This is a genomic window from Pseudarthrobacter sp. ATCC 49987, from assembly GCF_009928425.1.
Lineage (GTDB): Bacteria > Actinomycetota > Actinomycetes > Actinomycetales > Micrococcaceae > Arthrobacter.
The window spans coordinates 3,198,485-3,211,103 of sequence record NZ_JAABNS010000001.1 but is presented as its reverse complement, the minus strand read 5'-3'; the positions used below and the strand labels follow the sequence as shown (position 1 = coordinate 3,211,103).

13 protein-coding genes, 1 tRNA gene and 1 riboswitch are annotated in these 12,619 nt (G+C 67.9%); of the genes, 7 read left to right on the top strand and 7 right to left on the bottom strand.

What is annotated here, in order from left to right; genetic code table 11:
* Positions 1–79 precede the first annotated feature (79 nt).
* The 3 genes from GXK59_RS14810 to GXK59_RS14800 all read right to left on the bottom strand — a co-directional run bounded on the left by GXK59_RS14810 (position 80) and on the right by GXK59_RS14800 (position 2,157).
* Positions 80–1,186 carry an IS110 family transposase gene (locus tag GXK59_RS14810; protein WP_160667124.1) on the bottom strand — a complete coding sequence of 369 codons (1,107 nt, stop codon included), beginning with the start codon at positions 1,184–1,186 and terminating at the stop codon, positions 80–82.
* Positions 1,187–1,524: 338 nt separating this feature from the next.
* Positions 1,525–1,710, bottom strand: coding sequence for a hypothetical protein (locus GXK59_RS14805; protein WP_160667903.1), 186 nt, complete (start codon positions 1,708–1,710; stop codon positions 1,525–1,527).
* A gap of 359 nt (positions 1,711–2,069) precedes the next feature.
* Positions 2,070–2,157 (bottom strand) — tRNA-Ser (locus GXK59_RS14800).
* Positions 2,158–2,308: 151 nt separating this feature from the next.
* On the opposite strand from GXK59_RS14800, the gene GXK59_RS14795 reads away from it, so the two are divergent.
* Genes GXK59_RS14795 through GXK59_RS14780 form a run of 4 tightly spaced genes read left to right on the top strand, consistent with a single transcriptional unit; the run spans position 2,309 to position 6,229 of the window.
* Positions 2,309–3,358 (top strand): dehydrogenase, encoded by a 1,050-nt coding sequence (locus GXK59_RS14795; RefSeq protein ID WP_160667901.1) that lies wholly within the window; start codon positions 2,309–2,311, stop codon positions 3,356–3,358.
* Positions 3,359–3,362: 4 nt separating this feature from the next.
* A complete protein-coding gene (locus tag GXK59_RS14790) occupies positions 3,363–3,761 on the top strand; it encodes a 6-pyruvoyl trahydropterin synthase family protein (protein WP_160667899.1) in 399 nt (132 codons plus the stop codon).
* A gap of 43 nt (positions 3,762–3,804) precedes the next feature.
* Positions 3,805–4,968, top strand: coding sequence for a glycosyltransferase (locus tag GXK59_RS14785; protein WP_202129136.1), 1,164 nt, complete (start codon positions 3,805–3,807; stop codon positions 4,966–4,968).
* A 4-nt stretch (positions 4,969–4,972) separates the two neighbouring features.
* Positions 4,973–6,229 (top strand): DNA glycosylase AlkZ-like family protein, encoded by a 1,257-nt coding sequence (locus GXK59_RS14780; protein ID WP_160667897.1) that lies wholly within the window; start codon positions 4,973–4,975, stop codon positions 6,227–6,229.
* Between the two features lie 40 nt (positions 6,230–6,269).
* Here GXK59_RS14780 and GXK59_RS14775 read toward each other — a convergent pair whose 3' ends face one another.
* Positions 6,270–6,773, bottom strand: a complete 504-nt coding sequence (locus GXK59_RS14775; protein ID WP_160667895.1) for a nucleoside deaminase — start codon at positions 6,771–6,773, stop codon at positions 6,270–6,272.
* A gap of 84 nt (positions 6,774–6,857) precedes the next feature.
* On the opposite strand from GXK59_RS14775, the gene GXK59_RS14770 reads away from it, so the two are divergent.
* The 3 genes from GXK59_RS14770 to GXK59_RS14760 are packed head-to-tail and all read left to right on the top strand — an operon-like array spanning position 6,858 to position 8,766.
* Positions 6,858–7,700: a phosphatase PAP2 family protein gene (locus tag GXK59_RS14770; protein ID WP_237393907.1), complete on the top strand. Its 843-nt coding sequence runs from the start codon at positions 6,858–6,860 to the stop codon at positions 7,698–7,700.
* 12 nt (positions 7,701–7,712) lie between these two features.
* Positions 7,713–8,348, top strand: a complete 636-nt coding sequence (upp, locus tag GXK59_RS14765) for a uracil phosphoribosyltransferase (protein ID WP_160667891.1) — start codon at positions 7,713–7,715, stop codon at positions 8,346–8,348.
* 40 nt (positions 8,349–8,388) lie between these two features.
* A complete protein-coding gene (locus tag GXK59_RS14760; protein ID WP_160667889.1) occupies positions 8,389–8,766 on the top strand; it encodes a glyoxalase superfamily protein in 378 nt (125 codons plus the stop codon).
* A 111-nt stretch (positions 8,767–8,877) separates the two neighbouring features.
* On the opposite strand, the gene GXK59_RS14755 is transcribed toward GXK59_RS14760, so the two are convergent.
* The 3 genes from GXK59_RS14755 to GXK59_RS14745 all read right to left on the bottom strand — a co-directional run bounded on the left by GXK59_RS14755 (position 8,878) and on the right by GXK59_RS14745 (position 12,281).
* Complete coding sequence (locus GXK59_RS14755) at positions 8,878–9,615, bottom strand: hypothetical protein (RefSeq protein ID WP_160667887.1); 738 nt, start codon at positions 9,613–9,615, stop codon at positions 8,878–8,880.
* Positions 9,614–9,774, bottom strand: a riboswitch (cyclic di-AMP (ydaO/yuaA leader). (Overlaps the previous gene by 2 nt.)
* 104 nt (positions 9,775–9,878) lie before the next feature.
* Positions 9,879–11,537, bottom strand: coding sequence for a HAMP domain-containing sensor histidine kinase (locus GXK59_RS14750; RefSeq protein WP_237393906.1), 1,659 nt, complete (start codon positions 11,535–11,537; stop codon positions 9,879–9,881).
* A gap of 3 nt (positions 11,538–11,540) precedes the next feature.
* Positions 11,541–12,281, bottom strand: coding sequence for a response regulator transcription factor (locus GXK59_RS14745; protein ID WP_160667885.1), 741 nt, complete (start codon positions 12,279–12,281; stop codon positions 11,541–11,543).
* Positions 12,282–12,619 lie beyond the last annotated feature (338 nt).

Genomic DNA, 12,619 nt, shown 5'->3' with positions numbered 1-12,619 from the left:
ATTGCCGGTTGTCCATAGTTGTATCGCGGGTCTCCTCCACGCTGCCGAGCCATCCAGGCCGGCCGGGAACGGCACACCTCTATTCATCGGTCCATGGCTGCTCCCGTTGGACTTGGGCGGCGAGAGACCAGCACCAGCCAGCCAGTTCGCGGGCGACGGCGACGTTAGCGATGACCCGGCGTTTGTGCCTGGCTTCGAACTGGTCCCACCTGTGATGCAGCCGGTGGTTGCCTTGATGGCCGCGGACCCGGGAGACCTCATCGGCTGCGTCCCAGCGGGCGCGCATGTCCCGGCTGGCATGGGTGTAGGGGCGGCGATGGTGCCAGGCGGCCTCGACCAGCAGGCGGCGGGCATGGATGTTGCCGGTTTTAGTGATCCCGCCCTGGGACCGGGAAGCGCCGGATGAATGCTCCGAGGGAACCAGACCCAGATACGCGCCGATCGTAGAGCCGGTGAAGCGGGTCCAGTCACCAATCTCCACCGCGAGGCCGAAAGCGGTGAGCACCGAGATCCCGCGCAGGCACATCAAAGCGTGGACCACGGGGGCGTAGCGGTCGGTCGCAGCGAGGGCCGTGATCTTCGCGTCCAACCTGTTCCTGCGGTCCAGTGTCAGTTCTGCCGCTTCCAGACAGGCCTCGTACGCGGCCTGCAGGGCAGGGTCATCGAATCGTTGCCGGTGCAGCCAGGTGTGGTGGGCGTCGGTCCAGGCATGGCCGCCGGAGTAGACCAGGCCATGGCGCAGCAGGAGCTTGGAAACGCGGTTCCTGGCCCGCATCAAATCCGCGCGGACGTCCTCACGGGCACGCACCAGATCCCGGGCTGCTTCATCCGCACGGCCCGGAACCCGCACGGACGTTATCTGTCCGAGCAGGGCCAACCGGGCCAGATGCTCAGCATCGCGCGCATCGGTCTTCACCCGGTCCCCGGGCGGCCGCTGAAGCTTCGAGGGCGCCACAACCAGGCACTCGATCCCTGCACCGACCAGTAACCGGGCCAATCCGAATCCGGTTGGCCCTGCCTCATAGACAACGAGGACCGGGCCCGGCAACCCGGAAACCCACTCGGCGACCCCGGCATCGTTGGCGGCCAGGCTCTGCCTCAGGATCTCGCCCGTTTCACGGTCGATCGCGCAGCCCTTCACACTGCGCGCATGGACATCCAAACCGACGTAAGTACGCTTATTCATGGCTGGAACCTCCAGACGTTCAAATGTGGCTCTGCCAGTCCACACCCCCGCAGGTATGCGGGGGAAGACCCGGACCGGTAACCCACGAACCTCTTTGAACCCGAGGTTCCAGTCCTACATCAGGACCGGCCCACCACACTTCATATCGTCTAGCTCGTTGGCCGATCCTGCGAGCTTGAGCAGGCGTCCCTCCCACGGGTACCGGGCAATTGGCGCTCAGGAGGACAGGTGCATGCAAACGTTCGAGACATGTCGCTTACTAGTGTTTTGACTGAAGGGAGGAGACGGCCATCCGTCCCGTACAGTTCTAGGGATTCGCCGCCGTGCGTTGTGGCCGCTCAGCCCCGCGGCGGCTTCTTCGGGTTCCGTGTCTCGACGCTCTTCCAAGGGCCTGGCGTCACTTTCGACGCTATGTAGTTCCCGAGACCGTCATATTTATCGAACAGTCCCGTCCGCTCGTTTTTCTGCTGGTAGCGGTCTCTAAGCTGACCATTCCGCTTGCCTTCGCCGGTGTTTTTTGCCACCGAGCACCCCCTAAATCGCGTCGTATTCCCGTGGGAATCATATGTGATCGGCGGGCGGCGCCAATGTTTTTTGACGGAAACGGCGGCGTGCGGTTCCTCGGTCGGTAGGGGCGACTCAGAGCCATTCGTTCATCTAGATCACTGAACGGCCGAGTGCAGTATTTATCCTCGCACCAACTGGCATGGGCAGGTGGGCCCCATCGTTGCGTCGGTCTGGACGTCGGAGCCGAACTGCGAAGTCGGCGTCGGGCTGGGCATGCGGAATCAAGATTTGCCAATTCTTTGCCAATGTGTCCACCAAGCGCAAAGCAAAAGGCCCCGCTTCCCTTTGATTACAAGGAAAACGGGGCCCTTCTATGTGGCGGTGACGGTGGGATTTGAACCCACGTTGGCTTTCACCAAACAACATTTCGAGTGTTGCACCTTCGGCCGCTCGGACACGTCACCAACCTGAATAGGTTACCGGAGCAAAGCGCTCATCCACAAAACGGCGCCCCAACGGACCCCGGCCACCGTCCGCCCGGACCCCGAGCGGCGCCGCGCCCGGGGCCGCCGGGACTTCCCCGGTAAGGGGCAGGGGACTAGATTCGTCAGCAAGATGAGCAATTCAGACCAGCTACCAGAACAGCACACGACAGCCACCGCATACTGGACCGTCGGCCCCGAAAAGGGGGAGCTCCGGCGCGAGGACCTGCCCGCGCCCGGCCCGGGCGAGGCGCTGGTGCGCACCCTCTACTCCGGCATCAGCAAGGGCACCGAGCTGGTGGTCCACAACGCCCGCGTCCCGGAGTGCGTGGCGGAGGAAATGGCCGCCCCGAACCAGGAAGGCTCCTTCCCGTCCCCGGTGAAGTTCGGCTACCTCTCCGTCGGCGTCGTCGAGGCCGGCCCGGCTGACTGGCTGGGAAAGACCGTTTTCTGCCTCTACCCGCACCAAGACCGTTACGTCGTCCCGGTGGAGTCACTCACCGTGGTTCCGGAGGATGTCCCCGCCCGCCGCGCCGTGCTGACCGGCACCGTCGAAACAGCGATCAACGGGATCTGGGAGGCCGGCCCCCGGCTCGGCGACCGCATCGCCGTGATCGGCGCTGGCCTTGTCGGCGGCATGGTGGCCAAGCTCCTGAGTTCCTTTCCGCTCGGGCGGCTCCAGCTGATCGACGTCGACCCGGCCAAACGGGCGTTCGCCGAAACGCTCGGCGTCGAATTCAGCCACCCCGACGCCGCCCTGCCGGACTGCGACATCGTGATCCACTGCTCCGCCTCCGAGGCAGGCCTCGAACGCGCCCTGCAGTTGGCCGGCGACGACGGCGACGTCATCGAAATGTCCTGGTACGCCGACCGCAAAGTCACCGTGCCGCTGGGCGAAGACTTCCACGCGCGGAGGCTGTCCATCCGTGCCAGCCAGGTGGGCGTCGTGGCCCGGGCACGCCGCCACCGCCGCACCAACGCCGACCGGCTCCAGCTCGCCGTCTCACTGCTGCGCGATCCCGGATTCGATGTGTTCCTCACCGGCTCGTCCCCGCTCGCGGAGCTGCCCGACGTCGTCCAGCGGCTCTCCGACGGCGCCCTGGAGGCGCTGTGCCACGTTATTGAATACCCGGTGAGTGGAGCCCCCTCCATCGGATCAGCCACAACAGAAGCCACGAGGTAAATCCGTGTTCAGCCTGACCGTCCGCCGCAACTTCATGATCGCCCACAGCCTCCCGCGCCCCGCTTTCGGACCCGCCCAGGGCATGCATGGCGCCACCTTCGTCACGGAAGTGACCTTCCGCCGTCGCGCCCTGACCGACGACTCGATCGTCCTGGACATCGGCGAGGCCGGCGAGGTGCTGGATTCGATCCTCGAAGGCCTGAACTACAAGAACCTCGACGAGCACCCGGACTTCGCCGGCAGGCTGAGCACCACCGAGGCCCTGGCCCAGTACGTCGCCGACGCCATGGCGGCCAGGATCCGCACCGGCGCGGACGGGCGCGAGCTCGCCGGCCTGGACGTCACCCTGCGCGAAACCCCCGACGCGTGGGCCAGCTACTCGCTCGACTTTGAGGCCAGCTAGGACTTCGGTGCCAGCCAGGAACGGGGTGCCAGCCAGGAGCAGCTTGCAGCCGGGTGCCCTCCGCCTCCGCCTGGTGGTGCCCGGCAACGTGCGCCACAACTCGGGCGGCAACGTCTACAACGCCGCCCTCGCCCGTGAGCTTGCCGTGCTGGGCGTGGACGTGGAAACATGCCCGGTCGACGGCGACTGGCCGGTGGGCAGCGCGGCGGACCGGCAACGGCTGGGCGCCCTCCTGGGCGACGACGGACGCGGCGCCGGCCGCACGGTCACCCTGGTTGATGGACTGCTCGCCTGCGGGGCGCCGGAGGAACTCGCGGCCGCAGCGGCCGCCGGCCGGCCCGCCTGGATCCTGCTGCACATGCCGCTGGACGACGCCGGACACGATGAAGCCTGTCTGGAACGCCGGGCGCTGCGGGAAGCGGCCGGGGTGATCTGCACCAGCACGTCAGCGGCGGCCGGGATCCGGGCACGGCACGGAACATATGGTCTCCGGGTAGCCCTGCCCGGCACTGACACGGCCGCGCTGGCCTCCGGATCGGAGCCGCCGCACCTGATTGCCGTGGCCGCCCTGCTGCCGAACAAGGACCAGTCGCTGCTTCTCGCCGCGCTGTCCGCCCTGCCGGACCTGCCGTGGACCGCCTCCCTGATCGGCTCGGACACCGCGGATCCGGCCTATGCCGCGCTCCTCCGGGATACGGTGCAACGGCTGGGGCTGCAGGACCGCGTAAGGATCCCGGGGGAGCTGCGGGGCCCGGGGCTGGAGGCCGAATGGGCCGCGGCCAATCTGAGCCTGCTCATTTCGCAGGCCGAGACCTACGGGCTGGTGGTCACGGAGTCGATTGCGCGGGGTGTGCCGGTGGTGGTCCGGTCCGGCACCGGCGCCGTCGAAGCTCTCGCGGCGGGCACCCCTGATCCAGCGCCCGCGCCGGACCATGCTGCCGGCTGGCCGGGAACCGCCGTCGCGCTCGGCGCGGACCCGGCGCCCCTCACCGATGTCCTGCGGCAGTGGCTGTCCGGGCCGTCCCTCCGCGCCCGCTGGCGGGCCGCCGCGGTTGACGCCCGGGACCGGCTGCCCGGCTGGGACGCCACCGCCCGGACCGTGCTGGAAACCCTTGACGCGGAACGCCCGGCGGGGCTGCCGCCCGTCGCGGGGCCAGAAAAGGCTGCAACGGAAGATTCCCCTGCCGCACCAGCTGGTGGACAATGACCACATGACGCCCGAGCCCCTCACCACGCAGCCCCTGACGCCGAACGCGCCGCCGGCCCGGACCCTCACCCGGGAGCGGCTCCGCGCCTGGGCCTGGCACAAGCAGGGCCTGGACGGCTCACTGGCCGGCTGCACCCCAGAACAGGTGTTTGCCCGGGCGGGCTGGGCACGCTCCGTTGGCGGCGCCAACCCCTACCTCACACTCTTCGCCCGCGCTGGCATCCGCCGCGAACAAGTGGACGCCGACGTCCTGGCGCACCGGATCCTGGAACTGCCGACGGCGCGCGGCTGCACCTATGTCCTGGGCCGGGACGACTTCGCCTGGGCGCTGCAACTCGGACGGGACGCCGCCGAGGCCACCGTCAAAGTAGTCGGCAGGCTCGGTGTGGACCGCGGAGAAATCACCCTGCTGGAGGAACAGGTGCTGCACACGCTCGCAGAGGCCGCAGCCCCGCTGGACCCGCGGCAGCTCAAGGAGGAACTCGGCGAATCCGTGCGGAACCTCGGCGAGGAAGGCAAGAAGAAGGGCGCCACCACCACGCTGCCCACGGCCCTCGGCATCCTGCAGGCGCAGGGCCGGATCCGCCGGGTACCGGCCAGCGGGCGCCTGGACCAGCAGCGCTACGCCTACGAACTCTGGAACCTGCCCCCGAGCCCGCTCGACGACGACGGCGCCCGCACTGAGCTGATCCGCCGCTACCTGGACTGGACCGGAGGGGCCACCTTCAAACAGTCGCAGTGGTTCACGGCTTTCACCGTGGCCCAGAGCAAGGCGGCGCTGGCCGCGGCCGGCGCGGTGGAGGTTCCCACCGCCGCCGGGGAGACGCTGTGGATGCTGCCCGACGACGTCGAACGGCTCGCCGCGTTTGAAGAGCCGGCCGACGAGCAGATCCAACTGCTTGCGGGCACGGACTCGCTCACGCTGTTGCGGCGCAACGCCGCCGAACTGCTGGCCGACGAGGACCAGCACACGACGGCCCTGGGTTCGCTCGCGCTGCAGGCGGACCTCCCGGACCATCCCATCTTCGACCGGGGCCGGATCATCGGGCTGTGGCAGTACGATCCCGGCAGGGAACGCATCGTACCCTGGGTGTTCCACGCGCCCACGGCCGCTGTGACGCGGCGGATCGCCGAAGTGGAGGACTGGATCCGCGAGGACCTGGGCGACTTCCGCGCCTTCAGCCTCGATTCACCGGCCACCCGGCAGAAGAGGATCGACGGTCTGGCGGCCGCCGCATCAGGCTCCGCCGCCGGCAGGTAAGGCTCAGGGGGGCGCAGATGCGGGGAGTGATGGCCCAAGCTCAGGCGCCGCGGTGCCCGGCGAAGAAGTCCCGCAGCAACGCGGCGCACTCCGGTTCCCGGACCCCGCCATACACTTCCACCCAGTGGTTGAGCCGGCGCTCGCGGAGGATATCGAACACGGACCCGGCGGCCCCGGCCTTCTCGTCCCATGCCCCGAAAACCACCCGGGGAATCCGGGCCAGCACCACGGCGCCGGCGCACATGGCGCAGGGCTCCAACGTCACCACCAGCGTGCAGTCCGCCAGCCGCCAGCCGTCACCGGCGCTCCCGCCCCGGGAGCTGAGTTCCTGCAGCCGGGCGGCGGCCGCACGGATGGCCACCATCTCCGCGTGCGCCGTCGGGTCGCCGAGTGCCTCGCGTTCGTTGCGCCCGCTGCCGAGCACCGTACCGTCGGGGCCGATGACGACGGCGCCGATCGGCACGTCCTCGGTGGCCAGGGCGGCGCGCGCCTCGGCGAGGGCAAGGCCCATCCATTCGGCATGGCGGGGCTCGGGGGAAGTCATGGCTCAATGATAGTTTCGACAGTAAGCACGCTGTGCAGCCCGGCTGCCCGGCAACCACACCGGCACCAACATTCGGGAGAAACCGTGAACACCGGGACAGAGAGCTGGCTGACGCAGCGCTGGGGCAAATGGGTGGTGCCCTACGCGGCGCTGTGGGCCACAATGCTCATCGGCGGCGTGGTGGTGCTGGTCCTGGCGCTGCTAAGTGCCGAGGTCTATGACAACGTCGTGGACGACGCCGGCCTGGCGAACCTGGACAAGCCCACCCTCGGGATGATGGAGCAGCTCCGCAGCCCCGGCCTGGATGCGTTTGTCACGGGCTTCACCAACATCGGCGGCGGGATCGGGATGCCCATCCTGGCCAGTATCCTCACGGCGTGGCTCATCTGGGCCAGCCGGACCTGGCGGCCGCTGATCCTGATCGGCGGCGCTGCCGCCGTCTCCGTGACCGCGACGTCCGTGGGCAAGAAGCTGATCGGGCGCACCCGCCCGGACCACGCCGACGCCGTCCCGCCCTACGAAACCTCGCCGTCGTTCCCGAGCGGCCACACGCTCAACACGACGGTGGTGATCGGACTGGTGGTGTACCTCGCCTGCCTGCAAATTAAACGCACGCTGGCCCGGGTCAGCCTGATAGCGGCGGGGGCGGTGTTCATCTTCGCGATGGGCATGAGCCGGGTCTATCTGGGCCACCACTGGATGACCGATGTGATCATCGGCTGGGTGCTGGGACTGGCCTGGGTCGGGATAGTGATCCTGGCCCACCGGCTCTTCCATGTCCTGCGGCACCGGGAACAGGCCGGACCCGCACCGACTTTCGACAACGAGGCCCACCTGCGCGACGGCGCCGCCGGCAGCGGCGCTCCGGGGGAGACGAACGACGTCGGGACCCGCGGTCCCACGGGCGGGCCCCCTGCCGCCGGGTGATAGTTTTGACCCATGCGCACTCTCGTTGTGGACCACCCGCTGGTCGCCCATAAGCTCACCGTCCTGCGGGACAAGAACACCCCGTCACCGGTCTTCCGCCAGCTCACCGAGGAACTCGTCACGCTCCTGGCGTACGAGGCCACCCGGGAAGTCCGCACCGAACCGGTGACCATCGAGACACCGGTCAGCACCACCATTGGCACGGCTTTCACCAAGCCCACCCCGCTGGTGGTCCCCATCCTGCGCGCCGGACTCGGCATGCTTGAGGGCATGACCAAGCTGGTCCCCACGGCCGAGGTCGGATTCCTGGGCATGGCCCGCGATGAAGAGACCCTGGGCATCATCACGTATGCCGAACGCCTCCCCGAGGACCTCACGGACCGGCAGATCTTCGTCCTGGACCCCATGCTCGCCACCGGCGGCACGCTGCGCGAGGCCATCAAGTTCCTCTTCAAGCGCGGCGCCTCCGACGTCACCTGCATCTGCCTTCTGGCCGCCCCGGAAGGCCTGGCGAAGCTGGAAGAGGAGCTTGCCGACGCCAACGTGACGATCGTGCTCGCCTCGATCGACGAGAAGCTCAACGAGAAGTCCTACATCGTCCCGGGCCTGGGCGACGCCGGCGACCGCCTCTACGGCGTGGCCGGCTAGCCCCTACCGGAAAATAGCACCCGGGGCTAGCCTGAGCCGCATGGACTGGAAACTTGAACTTGTCTTTGTTCCCGTGTCTGATGTGGACCGTGCCAAGGATTTCTACGTCAACAAGGTCGGCTTCAACGCCGACTACGACGAACGGCCCATGGACGGCATCCGCTTCGTCCAGCTGACCCCGCCGGGCTCAGGCTGCTCCATTGCCATCGGCGAGGGGCTCAACGACGCTCCGCCGGGAACGGCCCCCAGCCTGCAGCTTGTGGTCAGCGATATCCAGGCCGCGCACAAACAGCTTAAGGACAACGGCGTGGACGTCAGCGACGTCGACGTCCAGGACTGGGGGCACTTCGTCCACTTTGCCGACCCGGACGGCAACAAATGGGCGGTGCAGTACATCCCCAACCGTCCCGGCGGTTAGCCGCTCTGCGACACCGTTTTCGCGGACTGCGGCAGGCAGAAGCGAGGCCCCGGATCCAGTGGATCCGGGGCCTCGCGTCCGGCCGGGGCTGAGGCCCGCGGTGCCGGTTGTTTAGTACCAGTTGTGCGCGTAGTGGAAGTTCAGGGCGCCGCACGGGGAGCCGTAGCGGTCCTTGACGTACGTCAGGCCCCAGTTGATCTGGGTCCGGTAGTTGGTGCGGTAATCGGCGCCCGCGCTGGCCATCTTCTCGGCCGGCAGGGACTGGACCACACCGTAGGCGCCGCTGCTCGGGTTGGTGGCAGTCGTCTTCCAGTCCGACTCCTTGGTCCAGAGTTTCATCAGGCACTGCATCTCGTTGGCGGCCCAGCCATGGGAGCCCAGCTGGCTCGCCGCGTACGCCTGTGCGCCGGCAGGATCGTCGACGGCAACAGGAGCGGGTGCCGGGGCGGGCGCGGGGGCCGGGGCAGCCGCCGGGGCCGGTGCTTCGGCGGGCTTCACCTCGGTGGACTGGGCCGCGATGCCGCCGGTGGGGACAGGGGTCTGGTTCGCCACCCGGACACGTTCAAAATCGAGGTGCGTCAGGGGGGCCGCCGTGACGGTTGATTCCGTGGAGTTGCCGGCGTTGGCAGTGCGGGCGGCTGTCTCGGACGCCTGGCCGGCGGCTCCGACTCCCACTAGCACTGCACAAGCGGCAGCAACAACGGCCGCCCGGCGGCCGGTGGAGCCTGCATTGGTGGCAAAGCGGGACAGGGCCGAAGCGGGCTTGGCCGGCTCAGCGCGGTGGCGGGATGGCTTCGAGCGGGTCGGTGCAGCGCCGTCAGGGCGCGCTTGTGCCTTGAATTCAGTCATGATCGCCTCTCAACGCCTGCGGAGTTAGCTGTCGGGTTCGGATGAGGTCATCCGGCCGCACGGAATCTCACGTGTCGGCTTCACCCCAAGGGCGCAATGTGCAGAAATGCCCGGGAACTCTGGGTTCCCCGCCTCTGCCTGGTCCAGCGGAATCCGGGAGGCGGCAGAGCTTGGCGTGCATCCGGATATGCGGCCCTAGTGATGGCCGCACCCTAAAAACGGTACAGGACTCGGACTGCTGAGTCACATTTTGGTAACAGGGATCACGACGACGGCGTGGCCGCTTGCTCCCGGGCCTGTCCGGCGGGGGCCTCTCCCCGGCCCGCCGGAGGGGTAGCCGGCAGGCGCACCGTGAACTCGGTCCGGCCGGGCGCCGAGGCCACGCTGACCGTCCCACCGTGGGCCTCCACAATCGACTGCACGATGGACAATCCCAGCCCGCTGGTTCCCTCTGCCGACGCGGCGGAAGCCGTTGGGGCCATCCCGACGGCAGCGGCCGCCGGGGGGCCGGGGAGCGTCCTGGGCGGGTGAATCGGATGGCGGGGAAGGGGCCGCCGGCCGGGTGCCGGCGTCGTACCGGTCACGGGATTCTTCCGGGACGCGTCAGCGCGCGTGAACCGCGCAAACACGCGGTCCACGAACTCGGGGGAGATCCCGGGGCCGTTGTCCGTCACGGTCATCACGGCGCTCCCGTCCGGCGCGCGCTTCACGCCGGTCACCACCATGGTGCCGGGGCCGGTGTGCTTGCGCGCGTTGGAGAGCAGGTTGGCCAGCACCTGGTGCAGCTGGGTCGCGTCCCCGCGGACCACCACCGGCTCTTCCGGGAGTTCCAGATGCCAGACCCGGTCCGGGGCCATGACCTTCTCGTCGCTGACCGTCTCGATGGCCAGCTGGGTGAGGTCGACCTCGGTGAGCTTGAGGGGCTGGCCCTCGTCCAGCCGGGCAAGCAGGAGCAGGTCCTCCACCAGGGTGGTCATCCGTTCGGACTGGCTCTGCACCCGGGCGAGGGACTTTGCGCCGTCGGGGGTGAAGTGTTCGGTCATCCGCATCAGCTCGGTGTAGCCGCGGATGGCTGTCAGGGGTGTGCGCAGCTCGTGCGAGGCGTCCGCGACGAACTGGCGGACCTTCGTCTCGCTCTTCTGCCGGGCTTCGAGTGCGTTGGAGACGTTGTCCAGCATCAGGTTCAAGGCATGGCCGACACTGCCCACCTCGGTGCCGGGATGAGCCGCGGCGGCGGGCACCCGCATGGCGAGTCCCACTTCTCCGGCGTCGAGCGGGAGGCGGGAGACCTGTGTGGCCACCTCGGAGAGCTGATCAAGCGGCTTCATGGTGCGGCGGATCAGCGCCGTCCCGGCAAGGCCGATCACGACGAGGCCGCCAGCGGACACGAGCACCATCGTCCAGACCAATGAAGCCAGCGTGTTCTGTTTCTCGGCGAGCGGCAGGCCGGTGACGATCACATCGCCGTCCGGGGTCTCGGCGGCCACCAGCCGGTAGGCTCCGGCGGACAGGGTCCGGTTCACGGGCTCGCTCCGGGCGGCGAGCTTGAGGAGAACTTCGTCGTCCTCGTCGGTGAGCGACTTCCGGGTGGCGTCCTCGGCGAGGAAGCCGGCGCTGCGGACGGAGTCGTCCACGATCCTGGCGTTCAGGGTACCGATTCCCTGGCCCCGCGCGTCCAGGGGGTCTGCGCGGCCGCCGGTGCGGCCAAACTCGCGGGCGCGGTCGGCAGCCTGCACCAATTGCTTGTCGAGCTGCCTGGTCAGGAAGGAGTCCATCGAGGCATAGCTGACGACGCCGACCGCACCGCAGATCGCCACGAGCAGGGCCATGGTGACCAGGACAAGCCGGGTGCGCAGATGCCAGGTGGCGGGGTTGCGCCAGTTGAGCCCGGAAGGGCGGATCGTGGGGGAGCGGTCAGGCACGGATCAGTCCGCCGGCTTCAGGACATAGCCGGCGCCGCGCACCGTGTGGATCATGGGCGGGTGGTTGGCGTCGACCTTCTTGCGCAGGTACGAGATGTAGAGTTCCACGATGTTGGCCTGCCCGCCAAAGTCGTAGTCCCATACCCGGTCCAGGATCTGGGCTTTGCTGACAACGCGTTTCGGGTTCTCCATGAGGTAGCGCAGCAGCTCGAACTGGGTGGCAGTGAGGTGCAACTCCTCACCCGCGCGACGCACTTCGCGCGTGTCGATGTTCAGGACGAGATCCCCGACGACGAGTTCGGCGGTATCCATCGCGGCCACTCCGGAACGCTGGACCAGCCGATGCAGCCGGAGCAACACTTCCTCCATGCTGAACGGCTTCGTCACGTAGTCGTCCCCGCCGGCAGCCAGCCCGGTGATGCGGTCCTGGACAGCGTCCTTTGCTGTCAGGAACAGTGCCGGCACCTCGGGGGCGAAGGCGCGGATCCGGCCCAGCAGCTCAACGCCGTCGAATCCGGGAAGCATCACGTCGAGCACTAGCACGTCGGGGCGGAATTCCTTGGCAAGCTTCATTGCTTCGGGCCCGTCGGCGGCGACGGCCACCGACCAGCCCGCCATCCGCAGTCCCATGCTCATGAGCTCGGAGAGGCTGGGTTCATCGTCCACGACCAGGGCCCGGATGGGGGAGCCATCCGGGTGGGAGAGCTGGGGGAGATTGTTGGTCATGGAGTGCGAGGTGGCCATGGGACAACTCTCCGATCTGCCGGTTAAGCACGGCTTTGGGGATCCTGTGCGGTGCCTGTGAATCCCAGCCTAGCGAGCTGGACATCCCCGCAGCCGCTAGCCGGTCCGATAATTGCCGGATCCTCCGGTGACCACTCTGTGGGACGCTGGACATCCAATGCTAAGTAGACGAACAGTTTGACGATTACGACGCACAGTGAATGATTTTGGGAACTTGGGGGTTTCGACCGAACTTTGTTCGGTAGATGGCGCGCAGGGCCATGGATTAACCAAAACAGTTGTTATTTTATTGACCGGGCAGAATTGTGATTTGCACTACAATTCCGGGTTTTGTCTCA